The sequence below is a fragment of the Streptomyces sp. NPDC005438 genome, from assembly GCF_040606315.1.
Classification (GTDB): Bacteria; Actinomycetota; Actinomycetes; order Streptomycetales; family Streptomycetaceae; genus Streptomyces.
This window is the reverse complement of the sequence record NZ_JBEXEP010000002.1, coordinates 386,186-410,505: the sequence shown is the minus strand read 5'-3', so window position 1 is coordinate 410,505 and position 24,320 is coordinate 386,186. Positions and strand designations below refer to the sequence as shown.

General features: G+C 74.3%; 16 protein-coding genes. 7 read left to right on the top strand and 9 right to left on the bottom strand.

What is annotated here, in order from left to right; all coding sequences use genetic code 11:
* Positions 1 to 36: 36 nt before the first annotated feature.
* From ABZT14_RS06600 to ABZT14_RS06590, 3 genes are all read right to left on the bottom strand, one after another.
* A complete protein-coding gene (locus ABZT14_RS06600) occupies positions 37 to 834 on the bottom strand; it encodes a hypothetical protein (RefSeq protein WP_356297936.1) in 798 nt (265 codons plus the stop codon).
* 111 nt (positions 835 to 945) lie between these two features.
* Complete coding sequence (locus ABZT14_RS06595) at positions 946 to 4,269, bottom strand: ATP-dependent DNA helicase (RefSeq protein WP_356298548.1); 3,324 nt, start codon at positions 4,267 to 4,269, stop codon at positions 946 to 948.
* Positions 4,270 to 4,390: 121 nt separating this feature from the next.
* Positions 4,391 to 4,816, bottom strand: coding sequence for an MGMT family protein (locus ABZT14_RS06590; protein WP_356297934.1), 426 nt, complete (start codon positions 4,814 to 4,816; stop codon positions 4,391 to 4,393).
* 368 nt (positions 4,817 to 5,184) lie between these two features.
* On the opposite strand from ABZT14_RS06590, the gene ABZT14_RS06585 reads away from it, so the two are divergent.
* The 6 genes from ABZT14_RS06585 to ABZT14_RS06560 all read left to right on the top strand — a co-directional run bounded on the left by ABZT14_RS06585 (position 5,185) and on the right by ABZT14_RS06560 (position 12,693).
* Positions 5,185 to 8,328, top strand: coding sequence for a lysylphosphatidylglycerol synthase domain-containing protein (locus ABZT14_RS06585; RefSeq protein ID WP_356297932.1), 3,144 nt, complete (start codon positions 5,185 to 5,187; stop codon positions 8,326 to 8,328).
* Positions 8,329 to 8,509: 181 nt separating this feature from the next.
* Positions 8,510 to 8,899 carry a helix-turn-helix transcriptional regulator gene (locus tag ABZT14_RS06580; RefSeq protein ID WP_356297931.1) on the top strand — a complete coding sequence of 130 codons (390 nt, stop codon included), beginning with the start codon at positions 8,510 to 8,512 and terminating at the stop codon, positions 8,897 to 8,899.
* Between the two features lie 55 nt (positions 8,900 to 8,954).
* Positions 8,955 to 9,764 carry a molybdate ABC transporter substrate-binding protein gene (gene modA / locus ABZT14_RS06575; protein ID WP_356297929.1) on the top strand — a complete coding sequence of 270 codons (810 nt, stop codon included), beginning with the start codon at positions 8,955 to 8,957 and terminating at the stop codon, positions 9,762 to 9,764.
* Between the two features lie 160 nt (positions 9,765 to 9,924).
* Positions 9,925 to 10,740, top strand: coding sequence for an ABC transporter permease (locus tag ABZT14_RS06570; protein WP_356297927.1), 816 nt, complete (start codon positions 9,925 to 9,927; stop codon positions 10,738 to 10,740).
* 106 nt (positions 10,741 to 10,846) lie between these two features.
* The gene (locus ABZT14_RS06565) at positions 10,847 to 11,857 is read left to right on the top strand and encodes an ATP-binding cassette domain-containing protein (protein ID WP_356297925.1); all 1,011 of its coding nucleotides are present in this window, start codon (positions 10,847 to 10,849) and stop codon (positions 11,855 to 11,857) included.
* Positions 11,854 to 12,693, top strand: coding sequence for an ABC transporter permease (locus ABZT14_RS06560; RefSeq protein WP_356297923.1), 840 nt, complete (start codon positions 11,854 to 11,856; stop codon positions 12,691 to 12,693). The genes ABZT14_RS06565 and ABZT14_RS06560 overlap by 4 nt, the downstream gene beginning before the upstream one ends.
* Positions 12,694 to 12,708: 15 nt before the next feature.
* On the opposite strand, the gene ABZT14_RS06555 is transcribed toward ABZT14_RS06560, so the two are convergent.
* The gene (locus ABZT14_RS06555) at positions 12,709 to 15,984 is read right to left on the bottom strand and encodes a BTAD domain-containing putative transcriptional regulator (RefSeq protein ID WP_356298547.1); all 3,276 of its coding nucleotides are present in this window, start codon (positions 15,982 to 15,984) and stop codon (positions 12,709 to 12,711) included.
* Positions 15,985 to 16,167: 183 nt separating this feature from the next.
* On the opposite strand from ABZT14_RS06555, the gene ABZT14_RS06550 reads away from it, so the two are divergent.
* Positions 16,168 to 17,775 carry an alpha/beta hydrolase gene (locus ABZT14_RS06550; protein WP_356297921.1) on the top strand — a complete coding sequence of 536 codons (1,608 nt, stop codon included), beginning with the start codon at positions 16,168 to 16,170 and terminating at the stop codon, positions 17,773 to 17,775.
* Positions 17,776 to 17,947: 172 nt separating this feature from the next.
* Here ABZT14_RS06550 and moeZ read toward each other — a convergent pair whose 3' ends face one another.
* The 5 genes from moeZ to ABZT14_RS06525 form a co-directional block, all read right to left on the bottom strand.
* Positions 17,948 to 19,126 carry an adenylyltransferase/sulfurtransferase MoeZ gene (moeZ, locus tag ABZT14_RS06545; RefSeq protein ID WP_356297919.1) on the bottom strand — a complete coding sequence of 393 codons (1,179 nt, stop codon included), beginning with the start codon at positions 19,124 to 19,126 and terminating at the stop codon, positions 17,948 to 17,950.
* Positions 19,127 to 19,229: 103 nt separating this feature from the next.
* Complete coding sequence (locus ABZT14_RS06540) at positions 19,230 to 19,985, bottom strand: spherulation-specific family 4 protein (protein WP_356298546.1); 756 nt, start codon at positions 19,983 to 19,985, stop codon at positions 19,230 to 19,232.
* Positions 19,982 to 20,953 carry an NAD-dependent epimerase/dehydratase family protein gene (locus ABZT14_RS06535; RefSeq protein WP_356297917.1) on the bottom strand — a complete coding sequence of 324 codons (972 nt, stop codon included), beginning with the start codon at positions 20,951 to 20,953 and terminating at the stop codon, positions 19,982 to 19,984. The genes ABZT14_RS06540 and ABZT14_RS06535 overlap by 4 nt, the downstream gene beginning before the upstream one ends.
* A gap of 164 nt (positions 20,954 to 21,117) precedes the next feature.
* Positions 21,118 to 22,278 (bottom strand): hypothetical protein, encoded by a 1,161-nt coding sequence (locus ABZT14_RS06530; RefSeq protein ID WP_356297915.1) that lies wholly within the window; start codon positions 22,276 to 22,278, stop codon positions 21,118 to 21,120.
* Positions 22,275 to 24,155 (bottom strand): DUF3492 domain-containing protein, encoded by a 1,881-nt coding sequence (locus tag ABZT14_RS06525; protein ID WP_356297913.1) that lies wholly within the window; start codon positions 24,153 to 24,155, stop codon positions 22,275 to 22,277. Before ABZT14_RS06525 ends, ABZT14_RS06530 begins: the two co-directional genes overlap by 4 nt.
* Between the last annotated feature and the right edge of the window lie 165 nt (positions 24,156 to 24,320).

Here is a 24,320-nt window from a genome sequence, read left to right as displayed (position 1 = left end):
TGGGTGGGTCGGGTGGTGGGTCAACCGCCTGGTGGGTCAGGGGAGTTGGCCGAGGCTGTCGAGGTCGACGACGTCGGATCCGGTGGGTACGTCGACGTGCACGCTGGTGCCGAAGTCACCGAAGGTGAGGGTGCCGGTGTCGGGTCCTCCCCGGCGGTCGACCTTGCGCAGGTAGGGCTTGCCCTTGGCGGCGACGTAGGAGGTCTGGGTCTCGGTGTCGCGTTTGCGTACCAGGGGGATGACGCGGTGTCCGTCGACGGTGGTGGCCTCGCGTTTGACGGCTCTGCGGGCGTCCTCGACGCCGAGTTTGTCCAGGAGGGTGGACAGTTCGCAGTAGACGGTGGGGTCGCCGGGGCCGTCCAGGGACCTGTCGGCGATCTTGCCGGCGGCTCTGGGGACCTTGGCCCAGCGGTCCTTGAGGAGTTTGGCGGCGAGGCGGGCGCGGGGGTCGTCGCTGACGGCGTCGTAGAAGGCGCTGTTGGCTCTGACGTAGCTGTGGCGGCCCTTCTGTCGTACTTCGGCGGTGCCGGGGCCGACGTCGACGGTGCCGGTGCAGTCGCCGCGTGCGGTGAGGGACAGGTTGATCAGGGCGGGGGCGCCGCCGGTGTGGACGGTGCCCTTGAGGCGCAGGGAGCGGGCGGCCTTGGTGGCCTTGACGGCCTGGGTGGCGAGGTGTTGGGCGCTGCCGTCCTGGGCGTGGTCGCCCTGGGCGGAGTCGGTGGAGCGGCGGTCGGGTTTGTCGCCGGCGGTGACGCAGCCGGTGAGGCCGGTGAGGGCGAGTACGCAGAGGGTGGCCGCCAGGAGGGTCGGGGTCTTGGCTGTCACTGCTGTCACTCCCGTGGGTCCGCTGTACCGGTGTGTGTCCGCCTGTGTCCGCTGTGCCCGCGTCCGGCGTGGGCCGGGCGGGGTGGGCGCCGTCCTGCTGGCCGCATCCTCGCAGCCGGGTCACTCGATGAGCTGCTGCCCCTCCGGCTGGGCCGAGCAGGAGGCGCGGAACGCGCAGTGGGCGCAGTGCTGGCCGGTCTCGGGGGCGAACCGTTCGTCGAGTACCCGTCCGGCGGCGGCGGCCAGCAGTTCGCCCACCCAGTTGGTGGTGCCCTCGGTGGTGCCCTCGGTGGTGCCCTCGGTGGTGCCCTCGGTGGTGCCCTCGGTGGTGGGGGACGGTGGGTCGGGGGGCAGTGGTTCCTGCCGTTGGACGACGGGGGCGTCGGGGCCGCCGTCCTTGGCGGTGGCGCCCAGGCGCAGGTGGACCAGTTCGGCGCCGCCCAGGGGTGGGCGTTCGCCGGCGAAGAGGGGGTCGGCGGCGCCGGCACGTACCGCGAGCTGGTAGACGGCGAGTTGGGGGTGGCGGGCGACCTCGGGGCCGGTGGGCCGGCTCTTGCCGGTCTTGAAGTCGACGACGTAGGCGTGGCCTTCGGCGTCCCGTTCCAGCCGGTCCATGGTGCCGCGGACACGCACGGTGTGGGGGCCGGCGGGCAGGTCGACCTGGAAGTCGTGTTCGGTGCCGACGGGGGTGCGGTCGCGTTCGGCGACGTGCCAGCGCAGGAAGCGTTCGAGGGCGGCGCGGGCCTGCTCGTGTTCCTGGGCGGACTTCCAGGGGGCGTCGAAGGCGAGGGCGTCCCACACCGAGTCCAGGCGTTCCATCAGTACGGACAGGTCGGCGGGGGCGCTGCCGGAGGCGACCTGGTCGGCGAGTACGTGGACGACATTGCCGAAGCCCTGGGCGGAGGTGGCGGGGGCGCCGGCGCGGACCTCGCGGTCCAGGAACCACTGGAGGGAGCAGGTGCGGGCGAGTTGTTCCAGGGCGCTGCCGGACAGGGGCAGGGGCTGGTCGCGGTCGCGTAGCGGGGTGTGGGAGTGGGTGGGTTCGCGTAGGCCCCACCAGCGGCTGGGGTGGGCGGCGGGCACCAGGGGGTGGCCGTCGTCGTGGAGGGAGGCGAGGCGGGCGAGGCGGAGGGCGGCGGCCTCGCGCAGTGCGGGGGTGGCCTGGGGGTCGACGGTGGTGGCGCGGAGTTCGGCGACCAGGGCGGGCACCGACAGGGGGCGTCGGGGGCGGCTGGCGACGTCCTTGACGGGTACGTCGAGTTCGTCGAGGAAGCGGGAGGGCTGGTCGCCGTCCTCGGTGGGGGCGCGGACGGCGGTGACGACCAGGCGGTCGCGGGCGCGGGTGGTGGCGACGTAGAACAGGCGGCGTTCCTCGGCCAGCAGGGCCTTGGGGCTGAGGGGTTCGGAGAGCCCGTCGGCGGCGATGCGGTCGGCTTCCAGCAGGGAGCCGCGTCGACGGAGGTCGGGCCAGAGGCCTTCCTGCACTCCGGCCACCACGACCAGGGGCCATTCCAGTCCCTTGGAGCGGTGTGCGGTCATCAGGGTGACCGCGTCGGGGCGTACCGCGCGGGGGGTGAGGGTGTCGGCGGCGATGTCGTGGGCGTCGAGTTCGTCGAGGAAGTTGATCACGCCCCGGCCGCCTCCGCCGCGTTCCTCGGCGCGGCCGGCGGCGTCGAACAGGGCGCACACGGCGTCCAGGTCGCGGTCGGCGTGCCGGCCGGCGACGCCTCCGCGCAGGGCGGCGCGCTCCAGTCGCTGGGGCCAGTGGGTGCCCGACCACAGGGTCCACAGCAGTTCGGCGGGGCTGGCGGACTCGGCCAGTTGCCGGCGGACCTCGGCGAGGAGTTGCCCGAGCCGGTGGGCGCCCCGGGCGTGGGCGGGGTCGTGGGTGGCGAGGCGGCGGGGATCGGACAGGGCGCGGGCGAGGAGTTCGTCGGAGGGCGCGGGCACTCGGGCGCCGGCGGCGCGTTCCTCCTCGCGCAGGGCCCGGCCCAGTCGTCTGAGGTCGGCGGTGTCCATGCCGCCCAGGGGTGAGGTGAGGAGGGTGAGGGCGGTCTCGGGGCTGATCCAGGGCGGTTCGGGGTCGGGGTGCTCGTCGGGGGCCGGGGCCTCGGCGGTGGCGCGGAGTGCGGTGAGCAGGGGGGCGACGGCCGGTTCCCGGTGCAGGGGCAGGTCGTCGCCGTCGATGTCGAGGGGGACGCCGGCGGCGGTGAGGGCGCGGCGTACGACGGGCAGGGAGCGTCCGCCGGCTCGTACCAGGACGGCCATGTCCCGCCAGGGCACGCCCTGTTCGAGGTGGGCGCGGCGCAGCAGGTCGGCGATGTTGTCCAGTTCGGCGCTGGCGGTGGGGTAGGTGTAGATCTCGGCGGTGCCGCCCGGGCGGTGGGGCAGGGGGGCGCGGTGGGCGCGGGTGGCCTCGGTCGGCAGTCGGGCCAGGGGCATCCGCTGGGTGAGGTGGCGGGTGGTGGCCAGGAGTCGGGCGCCGGAGCGGTGGTGTTGGCGGAGGGTGACGACGGGGGCGGGTCGGCCGTCGGTGCGGCGGAAGGTGTCGGGGAAGGTGAGGATGCCGTCCAGGTCGGCGCCTCGGAAGGCGTAGATGGACTGGTCGGGGTCGCCGAAGGCGACCAGGGTGCGACCGCCGCCGGCGAGGGCGCGCAGCAGGCGGATCTGGGAGGCGTCGGTGTCCTGGAACTCGTCGACGTAGATGGCGTCGTAGTGGTCCCAGGGGCGGGGGCCGTGGGGGGCGCGTTCGGCGAACAGCACGGCGCGGTGGACCAGTTCGGCGTAGTCCAGCACTCCCTGGGCGTCGAGTACGTCGAGGTACTCGGCGAGGAACTGGGCGGCGGCGCGCCAGTCGGGCCGGCCGATACGGCGGGCGAAGGCGTCCAGGGAGCGGGGGCCCAGGCCCAGTTCGCGGCTGCGGGCGAGGACGGCGCGGACCTCGTCGGCGAAGCCCCGGGTGGTGAGGCAGGCGCGCAGTTCGTCCGGCCAGCGGACCCGGGCCCTGCCGGCCGCCTCCAGGGCGAGTTCCCCCTCCAGCAGTTCGCGGATGTACAGGTCCTGTTCGGGGCCGGACAGCAGGCGCAGGGGTTCGGCGAACAGTTCGGGGTCGGCGGTGGACTGCTGGGCGCGCACCAGGGCGTAGCAGTAGGAGTGGAAGGTGGTCGCCCGGGGCGGCTGGACGGCCTGGGGGGTGCTGTGGGCGAGCCGTTCGGCCATCCGGTCCCGCAGTCGTACGGCGGCCTTGCGGCTGAAGGTGAGCACCAGCAGGCGTTCGGGGTCGACTCCCTGGCGTATCCGTGCGGTGACCGCCTCCACGAGGGTGGTGGTCTTGCCGGTGCCCGGACCGGCGAGCACCAGAAGTGGTCCCCCGGGATGCTCAACCACGGCGCGCTGTGCGGAGTCCCCTTCAGGGGGGCCGCTCGGGGTGGGCCGGGGGCGCACCAGTCGGTAGCCGGCGGTGGTTCCCCGGGATGTGGTGGAGGGGAGAGTGGTCACGGTCTTCCAGGGAGGAGCTGTCGTGCGGGGTGCGGGGGTCGCCCGGGTGGGGTGCGGGGCGCGGGGGTCAGTCCTGGCCGGTGCCCTGCCAGCGGGCCCGGGGTACGTCGACCCGGGGACGGGTGCCGTTGGCCGGGGAGCCGGTGGTGCGGCGGGGCTCCCGCAGCGGGGTGCCCTCGCCCCGGTAGTGGTGGAGGGCGCTGCGTTCGCTTCCGGGGAGCAGGTGGCCGTCGGCGCGGACCACCCGCCACCAGGGCACGGCTCCTCCGTACAGGGCCATCACCCGGCCGACCTGGCGGGCTCCGCGTCGGGGGGCGGGTCGGTCGTCGCGCTGGTCGGGCAGGAGGTCGCGGAGTTCCTCGTCCTCCTCGCGCAGCCAGGCCGCGATGTCGCCGTAGGTCAGCACCCGTCCGGGTGGGATGGCTTCGGCCACGGCGAGGACCCGCTCGGCGTACTGCGGCAGCGGTGGGTCGGGGCTCTGGTTCCCAGGCATGGGGCCCATCCTGCCGCACGGCGCCGACAGCCGGCCGGGTGCCGGGGGCACGGAGTACGGGCCCCGGCTTCACCCCGTGTTCCGGGGGCGGCCGGGGAGGTACGGGCCGGTCCGGGCGTGACCGTCGGGGAGGTGCGCGCAGGGGTGCCCTGCCGCCGCGCGATGGCACCCGGTCGTGCCACCATCATCATTCGGGGTGCCATCCCCGTTGCCGTGGACGGGCCGCCTTCTCGGGGGCCGGTCCGGGCGAGCCGAGGAACCATTCAGTGATACGGGATCAGGATGAGACGAGGGGCGAGGGGGCGGGTGGGGAGCCGCCCGAGCACGGTACGGGCTCGGGGTCGGTCGCGCGTTCCCGGCGGGAAGCCGTGAGTTCCCGCGAGTCCGCGGCGCGGGCGTCCGGGGCCCGGGAGCCGGAGGGCCAGGGCGCGGAGGCGGAGCATCCGGGTCCGGCCGACACCCCCGCCGAGGCGAACGGCTCCCCCGACGTCCACCAGCCACAACCCGAACCCGAACCCGAACCGGGGTCCGCCCCGGGGCCGGGGGCGGGCGCCCCGGACGAGGTCACGGGTACCGACCCCTCCGACGCCGACCCGGATACGGGAGCCCACCCGGGCACCACCTCGGGCACCCCCTCGGACGATGCCCCGCAGGACACCGCGCCGGACCCCGGCGGCCACCCCGGCACGGACACCCCCCGAACAGCACCCCAGGGCACCCCTTCGAACGGTGCCCCGGAGGACACCGCGCCGGACCCCGGCCCACGTACCGGCCCGGACCAGCCCGACGACAGGGGCGCCCACCCCACCGGGGACGCCACGGCCTCCCCCGGAACGCCGACCCCGAGAACCGCACCCGACCCCGGCCAGGACAGCACCCCCTCGGGGGGCGCTCCAGGCGGCGGAGTGGAAGACGCGGTGGTCGGGCTCGTCGCGCCCCGGGTGCGGTACCCGGAACGGGTGGAGAGCGACGAGCCGCTGCTGGCGGCCCGGGTGCACCGGCCCTCGGACCTGTGGCGTACCGCCGCCGGGCTGCTGGCCATCGCCCTCGTCCTGGTGATCGCCGCCTTCGCGCACGGCACCACGGCCGGTCTGGAAGAGGACATCGACAAGGGGGCCGGCCAGGCTCCCCCGTTGCTGATCAGCATCGCCGGGTTCGCCGCCAGTGTGGCGGTGCTGGTGGTGCCGGTGGCGTTCGCGGTGGAGCGGCTGGTCAAACGGGACGGGCTGCGGATCGCGGACGGGGTGCTGGCGGCCGTACTGGCGCACGGCGCCTCCCTGGTCACCGACCTGTGGGTGGCCGAGGCCGCCCCCGCCTCGGTACACGACACCCTGATCAAGACGGCGCCGACCGGGGACCTCACCACCCCGGTACACACCTACCTCGCCCCGGTGATCGCCTACATGACGGCGGTCGGCATGGCCCGCCGCCCGCGCTGGCGGGTACTGCTGTGGGCGGTGCTGCTGCTGGACGCCTTCGCGGTGCTGGTCGGCGGCTACACCACGCCCTTCTCCATCGTGGTGACCCTGCTGATCGGCTGGACCGTGGCCTACGGCACGCTGTACGCGGTCGGCTCCCCCAACGTCCAACCCACCGGACAGCACCTGCTGGCCGGACTACGCCGGGTCGGGTTCCGGCCGGTCAGCGCGCTGCGGGTGGAGGAGCCCCGGGGCGGCGAGGCCGGGACCGGTGAGGAGCAGCACGAGAACGTCGACCGGGGTCGGCGCTACCAGGTCACCCTGGAGGACGGCCCACCCCTGGACGTGACCGTGGTGGACCGGGAACAGCAGGCGCAGGGGTACTTCTACCGGGCCTGGCGCCGGCTGGCGCTGCGCGGGCTCACCCAGCGCAACCTCCAGTCGCTGCGGCAGGCGCTGGAGCAGGAGGCCCTGTTGGCTTACGCGGCGATCGCCGCCGGGGCCAACGCCCCCCGGCTGATCGCCACCTCGGAGCTGGGCCCGGACGCGGTGATGCTGGTGTACGAGCACATCGGCGGCCGGGCGCTCAACGAGGTGCCGGACGAGGAGATCAGCGACGAACTGCTGAGGAACGCCTGGCGGCAGGTGGAGGCCCTTCAGTCGCGACGTATCGCGCACCGCCGGCTGGTGGGCGAGGCGCTGTTGGTGGACCGCGAGGGGCGGGTGTTCCTGACCGACCTGCGGGGCGGGGAGATCGCGGCCGGCGACCTGGCGCTGTGGATGGACGTGGCGCAGCTGCTGACCACCCTGGGTCTGCGGGTGGGCGCGGTACGGGCGGTGGACAGCGCCGTGGCGGTACTCGGGCCGGACGCGGTGGCCGACGCCCTGCCCCTGTTGCAGCCGATCGCCCTGAGCCGCCGTACCCGGGCGGTGCTGCGGGCGAGGGCGAAGGCCCGGGCGCAGCGGGAGCGGCTGGCGGTGCTGGAGGCCAGCCGGGCCAACAAGGAGCGGGCGCACACCGACCGCCGTTCGTTGCGGGCCAAGAAGAACGCGGAGAAGCGGGCGCTGGACGAGGCGTTGGAGGAGGCGCGGGAGGAGGACCTGCTGGCGCAGATCCGGCGCCAGGTGCTGTTGGTGCGCCCGCAGGCGCCGGTGCAGCCGGCCCGGCTGGAGCGGATCAAGCCCCGGACCCTGGTGAGTTTCATCGCCGGTGCCCTGGCCGCGTACTTCCTGGCCACCCAGCTGTCCCACGTGGAGTTCAGCCAGGTCGTCAAGGACGCCGAGTGGGGCTGGGTGGCCGCGGCGGCGGTGTTCAGCTCGATGAGCTACTTCGCGGCGGCGATGTCGCTGCTGGGGTTCGTGCCGGAGAAGGTGTCGTACCTGCGGACGGTGATCGCCCAGGTGGCCGCCTCCTTCGTGAAGCTGGTGGCGCCGGCGGCGATCGGCGGCGTGGCCCTCAACACCCGGTTCCTCCAGCGCGCCGGGGTGCGGCCGGGGCACGCGGTGGCGAGCGTGGGCGCCTCGCAGCTGTTCGGCCTGGGGATGCACGTGGTGCTGCTGCTGGCCTTCGGCTACGTCACCGGCACCCAGCACGGGCCGACGGTCTCCCCGTCCCGTACGGTCATCGCCGGGCTGTTGACGGTGGCGGTGCTGACGCTGATCGTGACCGCGATACCGGCCTCGCGGCGGTTCGTGTCGGACCGATTGCGGTCGCTGTTCGCCGGGGTGGTGCCCCGCATCCTGGACGTGCTGCAACGGCCGCAGAAGCTGCTGGCCGGCGTGGGCGGCATGTTGCTGCTGAGCACCGCGTTCGTGCTCTGCCTGGACGCCTCGATCCGGGCGTTCGGCGGGGAGTTGAGCTACACCAGCCTGGCCGTGGTGTTCCTGGCGGGCAACGCGCTGGGCTCGGCGGCCCCGACCCCCGGCGGGCTGGGCGCGGTGGAGGCGGCGCTGATCGCCGGGTTGATCACCTTCGGGCTGCCCAAGGAGATCGCCACCCCGGCGGTGCTGCTGTTCCGGCTGCTGACCTTCTGGCTGCCGGTGCTGCCCGGCTGGTTGTCGTTCACCCACCTCACCAGGAGGGGCGCGCTGTAGGGCGCGAGCCGGGCCCCGGGCGCCCCGGTAGGCCGGGGCGCCGTCCGTCGCGCGCTGAACCGGTGGTGCCCCACCCCGCTCCGGCACCTCCGGCACCCCTGGTACGTGCCGGCCGCATCTGCGAGCCACACCCCGGGGGATGGCCTTGCTGTTGCGAGGTGGGCACCCGTAATCTCGCGGCATGTGCGCGTACTCCATCGGGCGGGCCGCGCGGTTGCTGGGCGTCAGCCCCGACACCGTGCGCCGCTGGGCTGACAGTGGCCGCCTCCCCACCTCGCGGGACGGCGCCGGCAAGCGTCAGATCGAGGGCGCCGACCTGGCCGCCTTCGCGGTGGCCCTGGCCGACGACGGCGACGACGCGGACAACTACACCAGCGTCCGCAACGCCTTCCCCGGGATCATCACCGCGGTCAAGGTCGGCGACATCGCCGCCCAGGTCGAGGTGCAGGCCGGCCCGCACCGGCTGGTGTCCCTGCTGACCCGGGAGGCCGTTGAGGAACTGGGGCTGACCGTCGGGATGGAGGCGGTGGCACGAGTGAAGTCCACCAACGTCCACATCGACCTGCCGTGAACCGAACGACCCGCGAGGCACCCCGAGCCATCTCCGAGCCGAAGGGCATCCCCTGATGACGGTCCGCGTTCCGATACACCGACTCCCCACCCGACGCCGTACGTTGACCACCTGGACCGGGGCCGCGGTACTGGCCCTGCTGGTACCACTGACCGGCTGCGGAGGCTCGGACAAGGACTCCGGCGACAACGGCGGCGACAGACGCACCATCACGGTGCTGGCGGCGGCCTCGTTGACGGACGCCTTCGAGAAGGGCAAGGCCAGCTTCGAGAAGGAGCACCCCGACGTCCGGCTGCGCTTCTCCTTCGCCGGCTCCCAGGAACTGGCCGCCCAGGTACGGCAGGGCGTACCGGCCGACGTGCTGGTGACCGCCGACCAGCCGACCATGGACAAGCTCGACAAGGACACCGGTACGCCGAAGGTCATCGCCAGGAACCGGCTGACCATCGTCACCCCCAAGGGCAACCCCGAGAAGGTCAACTCCCTGAAGGACCTGTCCCGTTCGGGGCTGAAGGTGGTGCTGGGCGCCCCTGACGTACCGGTCGGCAACTACGCCCGGCAGGTGCTGAAGAAGGAGCGGGTCAACGTCAAGCCGGCCTCCGAGGAGGCCAACGTACGAGCCGTGCTGAGCAAGGTGCGACTGGACGAGGCGGACGCCGGGATCGTGTACGTCACCGACGCCCACAGCGCCAAGGGCAAGGTGGCCGAAGTGGCCATCCCCACCGAGCAGAACGCGCTGGCGTCCTACCCGGCGGCCACCCTCAAGAACTCCAAGCATCCCGAGCAGGCCCGCGAGTACACCAAGTGGCTGTCCTCCGCCAAGGGTTGGCGCCACCTGGCCGACCAGGGCTTCGAGAAGCCGTGAGCCGCCCGGCCCCGGGCGCCCGGCCCCCGTACGACGCCCGCCACCGCGCGCCGGCGTCCGTCGGGGTGGTCGGACGAACAGAGCCGGGGGGCTGTTCGTCCGACCACCCGGGAACGCCGGAACGCCTCCCGGACGCGTCACGCCGCTCGCCCGTACCGGCATGACCCCCACCCGCTCCGGGCCCGGCGTGGCCCGGCGGCCACCGCTGACCCTGCTGGTGCCCGCCGGGTTCGCCGTGCTGTTCCTGCTGACCCCCCTGGTGGGGGTGGTGACCCGGGCGCCCTGGTCCAGCCTGGTACGACGGCTCACCGACCCCGAGGTGCTCCAGGCCCTGGGCCTGTCGCTGCTGGTCTCCGGCTGGGCGCTGCTGCTGTCGCTGCTGCTGGGCGTACCGCTGGCGTGGCTGCTGGCCCGGGGCACCTTCCGGGGCCGGTCCCTGGTCCGCGCGCTGGTGATGCTGCCGATGGTGCTGCCGCCCACCGTGGCCGGGGTGGCCCTCTTCCAGGGCTTCGGCCGACGGGGCGTGCTGAGCGGGCCCCTGGAGGCCGTGGGCGTCTCCCTCCCCTTCACCACGGCGGCGGCGGTGGTCGCGGCCACCTTCGTGTCACTGCCGTTCCTGGTGATCAGTCTGGAGGGCGCCCTGGTCGGGGTCGACCCCCGGTACGAGGAGGCGGCGGCCACCATGGGCGCCGGGCCGCTGCGCACCTTCTGGTCGGTGACCCTGCCGATGGTGCTGCCCGCCCTGCTGGCCGGGTCGGTGCTGTGCTGGGCGCGGGCCCTGGGCGAGTTCGGTGCCACCATCACCTTCGCCGGCAACCTGCCCGGTGTCACCCGCACCCTGCCGCTGGAGGTGTTCATGCTGTTGCAGAACGACCCGGCCGGGGCCACCGCGCTGTCGCTGCTGCTGCTGGTACTGGCCGGGCTGGTGCTGTTCACCCTGCGGGGCCGCTGGCTGGGGCACCACACCCGGCAGTGAGCCGCCGACCGGGCCGGGGCCCGGGCCGTCGGCGAACCGTCACGGCTGTCGGCGACTGTCGGCCGGCTGTCGGTGCCCTGTCGGTGAACGCTGCGAGGGTGGCCCCATGACGCGATTCGAGAACCCCTCCCCCGGTTCGGCGGTCACCGTACGGGGGCTGGTCAAGCACTTCGGGGAGACCAAGGCCCTGGACGGGGTCGACCTGGACGTGCCCGAGGGCACGGTGCACGGGGTGCTGGGCCCCAACGGGGCGGGCAAGACCACCCTGGTGCGCTGCCTGTCCACCCTGCTGCGGCCGGACGCCGGATCGGCCCTGGTGGCCGGCTTCGACGTGGTACGGCAGCCGGTGCAGCTGCGCAAGGTGATCGGCCTGACCGGGCAGTACGCCTCGGTGGACGAGAAACTGTCCGGCTGGGAGAACCTCTACCTCATCGGACGGCTGCTGGACCTCCCCCGACGGGAGGCCCGGCGACGGGCGGACACGTTGCTGGAGCGCTTCGGGCTCACCGACGCCGCCCGCAGGGTCGCCGGCACCTACTCGGGCGGGATGCGCCGCCGGCTGGACCTGGCCGCCTCCATGATCGGCCGGCCCTCGGTGCTGTTCCTGGACGAGCCGACCACCGGCCTGGACCCGCACACCCGCAACGAGGTGTGGCAGGAGGTCCGCCGACTGGTCGGGGACGGGGTGACCGTACTGCTCACCACCCAGTACATGGAGGAGGCCGAGCAGCTCGCCCACGCCCTGACCGTGGTCGACGCCGGCCGGGTGATCGCCGGCGGGGGGATCGGGGAGCTGAAGGCCCAGGTCGGCGGCCGGACCCTGCGGGTGCGGATCGACGACCCGGAACAGTTGCGGACCACCGCGCGGTACCTGGACGAGAGCGGCCTGACCGGACTGCCCCGGGTGACCGTCGACGAGCCCAAGCGGACCCTGCTGGTGCCGATCCTCAGCGACGAGCAGCTCACCGCGGTGGTCGCCGTCCTGGCCGAACGCCGGGTCCCCCTGTCCGACATCCACACCGAACTGCCCAGCCTGGACGAGGTGTTCCTGTCCCTGACCGGCCACCGCGCGACCCCGGCCGAGGAACCCGCCGAGCCGATGGAGGTGGCCGTATGAGCACCCTGACCCCCAGCGCCGACCCGCACCCCACGGGGCCGGTGGACGTCTCGACGGTGGACGCCCGTATCGGGCCGCGCGCCCAGCTACGGCACATCGGCGCGCTGGTACGCCGCAACCTGCTGTGGATCCGCAAGGACCCGGAGTCGATGTTCGACGCGGTGCTGATGCCGATCGTGCTGACCCTGCTGTTCGTGTTCGTCTTCGGCGGGGCCATCGCCGGCGCGGACCGGCGGGACGAGTACGTCAGCTACGTGGTGCCCGGGCTGATGGCCATGATGGGCCTCAACCTGGCCATGGGCGTGGGCACCGGCTTCAACCAGGACTTCCAGACCGGGGTGATGGACCGGTTCCGTTCGCTGCCGATCGCGCGCTCCTCGGTACTGATCGCCAAGATCGTGGTGGAGGTCGGCCGGATGCTGGTGGCCACCGCCATCCTGCTGGCGGTGGGCTTCTCCCTGGGCCTGTCGGTGTCCAACGTGCCCGGGATGTTCCTGGCCATCGCGCTGGCGACCCTGTTCGGCACCTCGCTGATGTGGATCTTCATCACCATGGGCGTGGTGATGAACAGCGCCCAGGCCATCCAGTCGATGGGCTTCCTGGTGCTGATGCCGCTCCAGTTCGGCTCCTCGATCTTCGCCCCGCCGGAGTCGATGCCCGGCTGGCTGCGGACCTTCACCGACTACAACCCGCTGTCCGCGCTGGCGGACGCCTCCCGGGGGCTGATGACCGGGGGCGCGGTGGCCCGGGACGTGGCGATGACCCTGGGCTGGACGGTGGGACTGACGGTGCTGGTGGCCCCGGTGGCCATCCACAAGTTCCGCACCAAGAGCTGAACCGGACCCCCGGGGTCACAACAGGGCGGCGGCCTGGCCCACGGTCAGGCCGCCGCCCTCGGCGTAGGCGGCGCGGTAGGCGTCCGGGTCCAGTCGGGCCCGTACCTCCTCCTCGGCCTGGGACCGCAGCCTCCGCTCGCTGCGGCTGCGGTAGTGACCGGGCGGCAACCGGGCGTCCACGGCGCCCAGCACCCGGGCCCCGTCCACCACCCGCTCCGGCACCCCCAGCCGGGCCAGTCCCAGGGCGCCCACCGACAGGTGGACCGCCGCCATGTGGGGCGCCATCAGCCGGGACACCGGGTCCTCGGCGGACAGCGCCGCCCGGCGGGCCAGCTCCAGGCTGGAGGTGACCTCCCCGTCCAGGACATCCAGCCAGGCCAGGATGCCGAGGGTGAACCCCTCGAACAGCAGCGAGGACGAGTCGGGGAACTCGCCCTCCAACCGCCTCATCTCCTCGCGGGCCTCGGCGGTGCGCCCCTGGTAGCCGAGGTGGGTGGCGAGGAACAGCCGGGCCACCGGCATCACCTCGCTGACCACCCCATACCGCTGGTTGACCACCTCGCGCAGCAGCGCCTCGCCCCGTTCCTCCTGGCCGGTCTCGAACAGCACGTTGCCCAACCGGGCCCGCAGCACCGCGACCTGGATCTCCGCCCCGAGGCTGCGGGAGGCCTCGATGGCCTGCCGGTAGTCGCGGGCCGCCCGCTCGAACTGGCCCTCCCACTCGTGGGCCTCACCCCGGGCCGACAGCGCCTCGGCCGCGCCCCAGGGGTTGTCCAGCCGCAGGAAGACGGCCAGGGACTCCTCCGCGTCCCGTACCGCGTCACCGGCCCAGTCGGTGCGGTTGGCCAACAGGTTGGCCCGCAGCTGGAGCAGGGTCGCCAACTCCCAGTCCAGGCCCAGCCGTCGGCTGGTGGCGATGCTGCCGTCCATGATCTCCTGCAGCCGGTCGAAGTCGCCCTGCACCAGCACCGAGAAGAACCACACGTTGCTCGGCGGCCAGCAGATCTGGGGCATGTCGGAGTCGTAAGCCCGGGCCATCCGCTCCAGCCGCGCCCGGGCCGTGCCCGAACGCCAGCTCTCCAACTCGACGTTCATACAGGCCATGTGGTTCAGGTGCACCCCGCGCCGGGCCTCCCACAGCACCTCCCCGCGCATCGGCGGAGGATGGTCGGTACACCGCTCGTACAGCGGCTCGGCCCGGCGCAGCGGGGCGGCGAACGGGTCCGGGCCCAGCGCCCCGACCTCCCGCGACCAGTGGCGGGCGTCGAACCGCAGGTCGCGCATCAGCCAGTACAGGCACAGGGACAGCACCAGGCACAGCGCCTCCTGCTCGTCCCGCCACTCCACGGCACGCCGCAGGGCGGTACGGAGGTTCTCGTACTCCTCGGCGAACCGCTCGTTGGCCGCCTGCTGCCCGGAACCGCGCAGCAGCGGGTCGGTGGTGCGGGCCATCTCGCGGTAGTGGACCAGGTGGGCGCGCTCGGCCTCGACCCGGTCGTCGGCCTCCCGCAGCCGCTCCGAGGCGTACTCGGCGACCGTCTCCAGCAGCCGGTAGCGCATCCTGCCGCCCGCCCCCGAGGGGTCGGCCACCACCAGCGACTTGTCCACCAGCGAGCCCAGCAGCTCCAGGGCACCCGCCCCGCACACCGACTCGGCCGCCTCCAGGTCACAGCCGCCGGCGAACACCGACAGCCGGCGCAGTGCCCGCCGCTCGTCCTCGTCCAGCAGGTCCCAGGACCAGTCGACCACCGAGCGCAGGGTCTGCTGGCGGGGCAGCGCGCTACGCGGCGCCCCGCTGGACAGCAGCCGGAAACGGTCGTCCAGCCGGTCGGCGATCTGCCGGGGGGTGAGCATCCGCAGCCGGGCGGCGGCCAGTTCGATGGCCAGCGGCAACCCGTCCAGCCGCCGCACCAGTTCGGTGGCCGCCGCCACGTCCTCCTCCACCCGGAACCCCGGGCGCGCCTGGGCGCCCCGCTCGGCCCACAGCCGTAGCGCCATCGGCTCCGGCAGGGGCTCGACCGGCCGCACCAACTCCCCCGGTACGCCCAGGGGTTCGCGACTGGTGGCCAGCACCGTCAACCGGGGACAGTGCTCCAACAGCGACTCCACCAGCCGGGCCACCTCCGTGACCAGGTGCTCGCAGTTGTCCAGGATCAGCAGCATCCGCCGGGTGGCGCAGTGCTCGATCAGGTGGTTCAGCGGCGCCTGCCCCTGCCGCTCGGTGGCCGCCCGCAGTTCCTCCGCGCCGGCGCCGCGCAGTACCGCGTCCCGTGCGCCCAGGGCGCTGAGCACCGCGCCCGGCACCGCCTCCGGGTCGTCCACCGGGGCGAGTTCGACCAGCCACACCCCGTCCGCCGGCGCCTCCACCAGCCCGTCGGCGACCTCCTGGGACAACCGGGTCTTGCCCGCTCCCCCGGGGCCCAGCAGGGTCACCAGCCGGGCCCGCCCCAGGTCCTCCCGTACCGCGCGCAGGTCGTCCTGCCGCCCCACGAAGGACGTCAACCGGGCCCGCAGGTTGCCCGGCGGCGGGGCGCCGACGTCCAGGGGCGCCTCGACGGGGGCCTCGGCCCGCAGCAACTCCTGGTGCAGCGCCCGGAGTTCGGCCCCCGGGTCGGTGCCGAGTCGATCGAGCAGCTCCCGGCGCAGCCGTTCGTAGTCCGCCAGGGCGGCGGCGGTACGGCCGGTGTCCCGCAGGGCCCGCAGCCTCAGCGCCTGCAAGGGCTCGTCCAGCGGGCGGGCCTCGCACAGGGCGGTCAGTTCCGGCAACGCCCACTCGGCGTCCCCGAGGGCCACCGAGGCGGCCAGCCGGTGCCGGGCGGCCTCCTCGCGCAGCGCCTCCCAGCGCGGTGCCCACAGGTCACGGTCCGGCAGGTCGGCCAGGGCCGGTTCCCGCCACAGGTCCAGGGCCTCGGCCAGTAGCGGCGCCGCCTTGTCGGGGTCGCCGTCGGCGAGGGCGCGGGCGCCCTCGCGGGCGAGGCGCTCGAAGCGGTGGACGTCGATCTGGTCGGCCTCGGCGCACAGTTGGTAGCCGCCGTTGACGGAGGCGACGTGCTCCGGGCCGAGGGCGCGGCGCAGTCGCCCCACCAGCGCCTGGAGGGCGGCCGGGGCGTCGGCGGGGAGGTCGGCGCCCCACACCTCGTCCACCAGGGTGGTCACCGGGACGGTACGGCCGGGGCGGAGGGCGAGCGCGGTGAGCAGGGTGCGCAGACGGGGCCCGCCGACGTTCAGAACGTCGCCGTCGGGGCGAAGGGCCTGGGTGGTACCGAGGACGCGATAACGCACGTCGCCCATTGTCCCCGTACGGGTGGCCATCCCTCTCCTCCACCCCGGGCATCCCGGGGCCGCGGGTCACCCCGGGGGCCCGGCCCGACGGCCACAGCCGGCGAGGGGCGCGGTCCACCCGTACGCCCCGCACGGCGGGCGCGGCCGACCGACGGACCCCAGGCTGGAGTGGATCACGGCAACGGAGGTTCGATGCGCCGACCGCACCTGACACAGCGCCACCCGCTGGCCCGGGCGTCAGCGGTGTGGCTGCTGCTGGCGCTGACCCTCGGGTGCGGTCTGGAACAGGCGCCGGCCAGCGGTGACGACCAGGGCGCGCCGTCCGGGTCACCACCGGGGTCGCTACCCGGCGCGCTGACCGGGCAGCGACCCGACTGGGGCGGGTGCTCCCCCTCCGAGGGCCAGGGCAGGCCCCGGCCCCTCCCGGACGGCACCCGCTGGGAGTGCGCCACGGTACGGGTGCCGGTGGACTACGCCCGCCCCCACGGCGCCACCCTGCCGATGCGGGTCGTCCGGGCGAGGGCCGGGTCGGCCGAGGGGCGAGCCCACCGCCCGGCCCTGGTGGTCAACTTCGGTGGCCCCGGCGCCTCCGGGGTGGCCACCCTGCCCGCGACGGGCGACGCCTACACGCGGCTGCACCGACGGTACGACCTGGTCAGCTTCGACCCCCGGGGGGTGGGCGCCAGCCGGGGCGTGCGCTGTCTCACCGACCGCGCCATGGACCGGCACCTGTCCTTCGACGGCAGCCCGGACACCGCTCGGGAGGCCCGACGACTGCTGGAGGGGCAACGGCGGTTCGCCGCCGCCTGCCGGCACCGCTCCGACGCCTCGCTGCTACCGCACCTGACCACCGCCAACACCGCCCGCGACCTGGACCTGTTACGCCGGGCACTGGGCCAACGGAAGCTGCACTACCTCGGTTTCTCCTACGGCAGCCTGCTGGGCGCCGTCTACGCCCACCTGTTCCCCCAGCACACCGGGCGCACCGTGTGGGACGGGGTGGTCGACCCGACGCTGGGCCCGGCCGCCGGTTCCCTGGCCCAGGCCCGGGGCTTCGAACAGGCCCTGGACCACGCGTTGCGGGACTGCGCCGGGCGACGGGTCGCCTGCCCCCTGGGCGAGGATCCCGGGCGGGCCCGACAGCGGGTGGCCGCACTGCTGCGGCACCTGGAGGACCGCCCCCTGCCGGTACCCGGAGGCCGGAGGCTGACCGCCTCCCTGGCCCGGGACGGCCTCGCCCAGGGCCTGTACGGCAAGGACCTGTGGGGCCCGCTGACCCACGCGCTGGCGAGGGCGCGGGCGGGCGACGGCAGACCCCTGCTGCGGCTGGCGGACCTGCTCAACGGGCGCGGCCCACAGGGGAGTTACGACCACGGCGCGGCGGCGATGGTGGCGGTCGGCTGCGCCGACTCCACCAGCCGGCCGGACCTGGCGAAGCTGCGGTCCACGGCCTCGGCGTTCGCCCGACAGGCGCCGCTGTTCGGCCCGACGGCCGCCTGGTCCGGGGCCCGCTGCGAGGGCTGGCCGACCCCCTCGGACAGCGACCAGCCCGTGGTGTCCGCCCCCTCGGCCGGCCCGGTCCTGCTGGTGGGGACCACCGGTGACCCGGCCACCCCGTACCCGGGCACCGACCACATGCGGCAGGCCCTCGGCAACCAGCGGACGCGGCAACTGACGTACCAGGGGGAGGGGCACGGCGCCTGGAGTGCCGGCGACCCCTGTGTCCGCCAGCACGTCGAGCGGTACCTGCTGACCGGCCGGCTTCCCCGGGACGGCACGACCTGCGGCACCGGGCGGTGACCCCTCGCCCGGGTTCCGGGGTACGGCCGGGCCCCGAGAGCCCGGTGAGCGGGGAGCCCGGCAGCCACGGTTGGCGGAGGCCGCCCGGCGGCCGGGCGCGGAACCCACGAGGGAGCCGGACACACTGCCGGGGTGCCGCCCGCGTCGCGGTGGCACCCCGGGGCAGCGGTGATCAGTAGACGGGCTTGTCGGGTTCGATCTGGTGGACCCAGCCGATGACGCCGCCGCCGACGTGGACCGCGTCGGCGAAGCCGGCGTTCTTCAACACCGCCAGCACTTCCGCGGATCGGACACCCGTCTTGCAGTGCAGGACGATCTTCTTGTCCTGGGGCAGGTCCTGGAGGGCGTTGCCCATCAGGAACTCGTTCTTGGGGATCAGCTTGGCGCCCGGGATGGAGACGATCTCGTACTCGTTGGGCTCCCGTACGTCGATGATCTCCACGTTCTCCCCGGAGTCCACCCACTGCTTGAGCTGGGTGGGGGTGATGGTGGAGTCGGCGGCGGCCTCCTGAGCCTCGTCCGAGACCACACCGCAGAACGCCTCGTAGTCGATCAGCTCGGTGACCGTGGGGTTCTTGCCGCAGACCGCGCACTCGGGGTCCTTGCGGACCTTGACCTGGCGGTAGGTCATCTCCAGGGCGTCGTAGATCATCAGCCGGCCCAGCAGGGGGTCGCCCACTCCGGCGAGCAGCTTGATCGCCTCGGTGACCTGGATGGAACCGACCGAGGAGCACAGCACCCCGAGGACGCCGCCCTCGGCGCAGCTGGGCACCATGCCGGGCGGCGGGGGCTCGGGGTACAGGCAGCGGTAGCAGGGGCCGTGCTCGGCCCAGAACACCGAGGCCTGGCCGTCGAAGCGGTAGATGGAGCCCCACACGTAGGGCTTGCCCAGCAGCACGCAGGCGTCGTTGACCAGGTACCGGGTGGCGAAGTTGTCGGTGCCGTCCAGGATCAGGTCGTAGTCGGCGAACATCTCCATCACGTTGGAGGAGTCCAGCCGCTCCTGGTGGAGGACGACCCGGGTGTGGGGGTTGATGCCCAGCACGGTGTCCCGGGCGGACTCCGCCTTGGGACGCCCGATGTCGGACTGGCTGTGGATGATCTGCCGTTGGAGGTTGGACTCGTCGACCTCGTCGAACTCCACGATGCCCAGGGTGCCCACCCCGGCGGCGGCCAGGTACATCAGGGCCGGTGAACCGAGGCCACCGGCGCCCACACACAGCACCTTGGCGTTCTTCAGCCGCTTCTGACCGTCCATCCCCACGTCCGGGATGATCAGGTGGCGGGAGTACCTACGGACCTCGTCGACGGTGAGTTCTGCGGCCGGCTCGACCAGGGGTGGCAGCGACACGGGGACTCCGTTGGGTCTGGGGCGGACGTCGGCATCCCCCGCTGTGGGGGAAGGCCCCCGCCCGGGAGCAGGGGCGTCTTCCGTAACACTGCCACGCGCTATCTCATTCCGAGACACCGGTTCCGACCATCGAGACGAGTTCGTCCCAGTAGCCGGGCAGCGACTCCCAGGGGTCGGCGCCGTCCCAGGCGGTGCGGTCGGTGAGGTAGACGGTGCCGGCGCCCTGCCAGCGGGCCACCCGGAGCGCCTCGGACAGATGGGTGGGCGGCACCCCGTGGACCAGGTGGCAGAACCGTTCCGGGAGGTGGTCGGCGGTCCATCGGGCCACCTGTGACCAGCGGTACTCCGACCAGGGGCCCCGGAAGGTCACCAGCTGGTCCCCCACGTCCAGGTACCCGGGGTCGGGGTGCCGGCCGTGGCCCAGCACCAGCCGCACGTGGTCCTCGTACAGTGCCCGCACCGCCTCGGCCAGGGCCTTCACCTCCCCCAGCCACACCCGTTGGGTCGGGCAGTCGCCGAGGTAGAAGCCGTCCACCCGGTACCAGTCGCGGTAGCGGCAGGCGTCGGCCAGCAGGGCCGACAGCGGCCGGGCGCCCCGCCCCAGGTCCAGGTGGCCCAGCAGGGCGGGCGGGTTCTCCCGGCCGGTCCGCAACTGGTGGGCCACCGCGTGCCAGTACGGGTCGGGCCGGTCGCCCGGCCCCCCGTCGACGTTGAGCACCACCCAGTGCAGCGGTACCCCCGGGCGGGACACCTCAGCCCACTCGGTGGGCGCCAGCATGGGGTGGGCGTACCCCGGCACCCCGAACCCCAGCCGGCCGTCCGCCGCGTGCACCGCCGAGACGGGGCCGGGCGAGATCAGATGCGACACGCGGCCTCCATCCAGATGTCCGCCAGCGACTCCTCCAGTCCGATGCGTGGCCGCCACCCCAACCGGTCCCGGGCGGTACGGACGTCGGCCTGCTGCCAGATGCCGCAACCGTCGGGATAGGGGGCGTGGGTGGGCGCGGGCTGGGCGCCGGGACTGCCCGGGGAGTCGGTGGCCTGCTGGGGGATCATCCGGCTGCCCGGGCTCGGCGGCTCCATCTCGTGCAGCGCGCCGTTGAAGCCGGCCACCCGGGCCAGCATCGCCGCCGCCTCGCGCAGTTTCACCGCCCGCCCCGAACCGATGTTGATCACGCCCTGGGCGGCGGACAGGGAGGCGGCGTGCACCGCCCGGGCGATGTCCTGTACGTCGACGAAGTCCCGTTGCACGGCGAGGCCGCCCAACCGGAGGTCACCGTCGCCGTGTTGCATCACCCGGCGCATCGCCTCGGCCAACCGCCCGAGGGGGGACCCGGCCGGCGTACCGGAACCCACCGGGGAGAACACCCGCAGCACCACGGCGTCCAGGCCGGAGCCCAACACCAGCTCGGTGGCGGCCAGTTTGCTCACCCCGTACGGGCCGCCCGGCCGGGGCAGGGCGTCCTCCCCGGTGGAGGAGCCGGACGGGGACGGCCCGTACTCCGCGCCACAGCCGAGGTGCACCAGCCGGGCGCCGCAGCCACTGCGGCGCAGCGCCTCACAGACGGTGGCGGTCGCGACCGTGTTGTGGCGGGTCAGGTCCCGGGCGTTGGCGCGGATGGCTCCGGCGCAGTTGATCACCACCCCGGGGTGTACCGCGTCCAGGAAGCGGGAGAGGGCCCCGGGGCTTCCGGTGGACAGGTCGAAGCGGACGTCGGCGTCGTCGTGCCGTCCCAGGGTGGTGAGTTGGACGGCGGGATCGGCCAACAGGCGTTCGGCGACGTAGCGTCCCAGAAAGCCGTTGGCTCCCAGCAGCAGCACCCTCATCGGCGGGTCTCCTCTCGTGGCGCGGAGGTGGGGCGGGCGTGTGACGCGCCGGCCAGGGGTCGGCGTGGTGGACGGGCGGTCAGGCGGGGCAAGGGATCGCTCCTCGAAGAGTGGTGACGGACGGGGTGGAACGGGGTCGGACCCGGGGTTCGGGGGTCAGGAAGTCAGGAGGAGTCACGGTGGTGGACGTGGGCGACGGTCACCGACCGCAGGGCGCACCCGGCGAGGAACAGCGCCAGGGCGGCGTGGACCACGGCCGAGGCCCAGACCGGACCGGCGCCCTCCCCGACGAGCAGCCGCACCGGCGGCCCCAGCGGGGACGGCCAGGACGAGGGGATCAGCCCCTCGGGACGGTCGCCCCACCTGCGCACCAGCCACTCCAGTACGGCCAGCGCCACCACCAGCACCTGGGCGGCACCGGCCAGCCGCAGGGCCCGCAGTACGGGGGGGTGGACCTGGTAGAGGGTCAGCGGGGGGACCAGGGCCAGGGCTCCGGCGAGCGCGGCCGTCGACGCCCACACCGCCGACCCCGGCCACCCCAGCGCCAGGCAGGCCAGGGCGGCGGCCAGCGCACCGGCCAGCACGGCCAACCCCACGGACAGGGCGAGCAGGAGCCGGGTACGGGAGGTGAAGTCGGCCAGCCGTCGGCTGCCGGCCAACTCGTGGGCGGCCAGCCGGACGAACCGCCACCACAGCCAGCGGGCCGGCCCCACGGCCAGGGCCAGGCCCAACGGGGCCGCCGCCCAGGCCAGTTGGGGCCCGCCGCCCAGCAGGGGGGCCATCGCCGCCCCGCACAGGGACCACAGGGCCCAGCGACGCGCGCCGGCCGGCAGGGCCAGCTCACGGGCCAGCCGGTCCAGCGCCCACAGCAGGGCCAGCGCCAGCGGGGCGCCCAGTGCCAGCCGTAACGGCCAGTCCAGGGAACGGGTCCACCACAGCCACGCGCCACCGGCCGCCGCCAGCGGTGCGCAGGGCGTCCACCACGCCGGGGCCGGCCGGTCCGGGGCGGGCGCGGGTGGGGCCGGCGCCTGCTCGGTCGGGGCGGGCTCCGGGGTACGGCGGGCGTACAGCTCCTCGGCGAGGGTGAACACGTCGCGGTGCCGCAGCCGGTGCACGGTCCGTTCGCCGACGCCGGCCGCCTCCAGTCCGGCCGCGATCTCCCAGGGGTCCACCGCGCGCTCGCACAGCTGCCGGTGCCGGCGCAGCATCCCCTGCACCGGGTCGGCCGAGGTCCGCGCCGGGGTCCACTCGGGGGGCGGCCCGGGGTCGTCCTCCGCCCAGGAGGGTGAGGAGTTCGGTGTCTCGGTCTGTCCGGGTGACCTCACGCTTCCTCCAGTCCGTGGGGCGCGCTCGGGGACGCACCGTGGCCCGCTCGGTGGGAGAGGGCCGCGAGGGCGGCCCGGCACTGCCCGTCCCGTGCGGCGGCCGGGGTGGGGCGGTGCCCGGACATGGCCGCCGCGGAGGTGGCGGCGGCACGGCCTGGTCCGGCCCAGCGGCCGGGCAGATGCGACTCGGCGGGGCGGGCGAAGGGCAGCGCCCCGGGGTGGGCCTGCCGGGAGGCCGGGTCGTCGCGGCGTACCGGGCTGTGGGACATCAGCTCCAGGTAGATCCCGTGGAAGGTGCCGAGGTTGCGCTCCACGGTGAACAGTTCCAGGGCCCGGGTACGGGCCGCCGCGCCCAGCCGGGCCCGGCGCGCGGGGTGGCGCAGCAGGGCGGCGCAGTGTTCGGCGAGGGCGTGCGGGTCGCCGGGGGGCGCCAGCAGGGCGGTGCCGCCGACCACCTCGCGTACCGCTCCGACGTCGGTGGCGACGACGGCCCGCCCGCAGAACATCGCCCGCACCAGGCTGACCGGGAAGTCCTCGGAGGCGCCGGGGTGGACGAACACCGAGCCGGCGGCGTAGGCGTCGGCGAGGGTACGGGCCTCACCCTGGCCGACCTCCTCGAAGGTGACCCCGCCGGCGGTGGTGGGCGAGGCGGCCGGCCCGAGCAGCATGGCCGCCAGTTCCCGCAGGTGCGCGCGGTAGCGGCGCTGTTCGGGGCCGGGGAAGGGGGAGGTGCCGACCAGCCGGAGGCGGGCCTCGGGGTGTTCCAGGCGCAGTTCGGCGAAGGCGTACAGCAGGGTGGCCAGGTCCCGGTCGGGTTCGAAACGGCCCACCCACACCAGGGTGGGTTCGGCCGGTTCCGCGCCGGGTCGGCCGCTGTCGGTCCGCTCACCCAGGGCGGCGAACGACTGGGGGGCCACCCCGGGGTAGACGGTGCGCAGGCGTTCCCGCGCGGCCCCGGCCTGGCGCTGCCATCGACGGGCGTGACCGGTGCCGGGGGTGATCAACTGGGCCTGGGCGTACGCCTCCTGGGCCAGCAGCCGTTGGAAGGCGCCGAGCAGGGCGCGGACCGGGGCACGGGCGGAGCGGGGGGCACGGGCCGAGGCGGCGCTGACCAGGTAGTGCTCGCGCAGCCGTACCCCGTACTCGGTCAGCAGCACGGGGGTGCCGTACCGGCGCTTGGCGAGCAGGGCGCCCAGGGCGGCGGGGCCGGCGCCCACGGTGTGGCAGATGTCGGCCGAACCGAGGCCGTCCTCCTCGTACCAGTCCAGGGACAGCGGGCGCAGTGCCCGTTCCAGTCGTTCGGCCACCGCCAGCAGGTCGCTGACCCGGGCGGCGTGCACCGGGTGCGGCACCCCGGGGGTGCGGCAGGTGGTCTCCAGCAGGTGCAGCGCCCGTTCCGAGCGGAGCGCCTGGGGCAACCCGCCGGTTTCCAGGGCGAGTTCGGCGAGCCCGTACAGTCCGTTCGCGAAACGTTCCGCCAGGGCGCTGGGCCGCCAGGTGTCGTCCCGTTCCCTCCCCCGGGGCGGGCTGCCCGGCGGTCCGTCGGTGCCGGGCGGTGGGCGTACCGAGCAGATGGCGGCGGCCAACTCCGCGTAGCAGTCGGCGAACCGGCGCCGCTCCCGGCGTCCGTACCGGACACGGCCGTGGACGGGCCGGCCCACCTCGGGGGGCACCGGGCCCCACAGCGGGGCGGTGCGCACCTGGCTGACGTTCTCCGGGAGCGGGCACCAGCCGGTCTGCTCCTGGCGCTCGCTGCGACTCAGCGCGTACACCGCGAAGTCGTGCCCCTCCAGTCCGCGCATCAGCCGGTCGCTCCAGACCAGCGACTCACCACTGGCGAACGGGTAGCCACCCTCCGTAAGCAGCGCAACGCGCACGGACTTACCCCCGATCCGTCTTCCGGCTCGTCCACATCGGCGGGGCGCGGATGTGGAACATGTCGCGGAGACGGTAAGCACGTACCCCACCCGGTGGATGGACGGTTGTCCGTCGCACCATCAGAACGGGTGAAAGGTCGTGACTTCCCCGGGAGTTGACCGTTG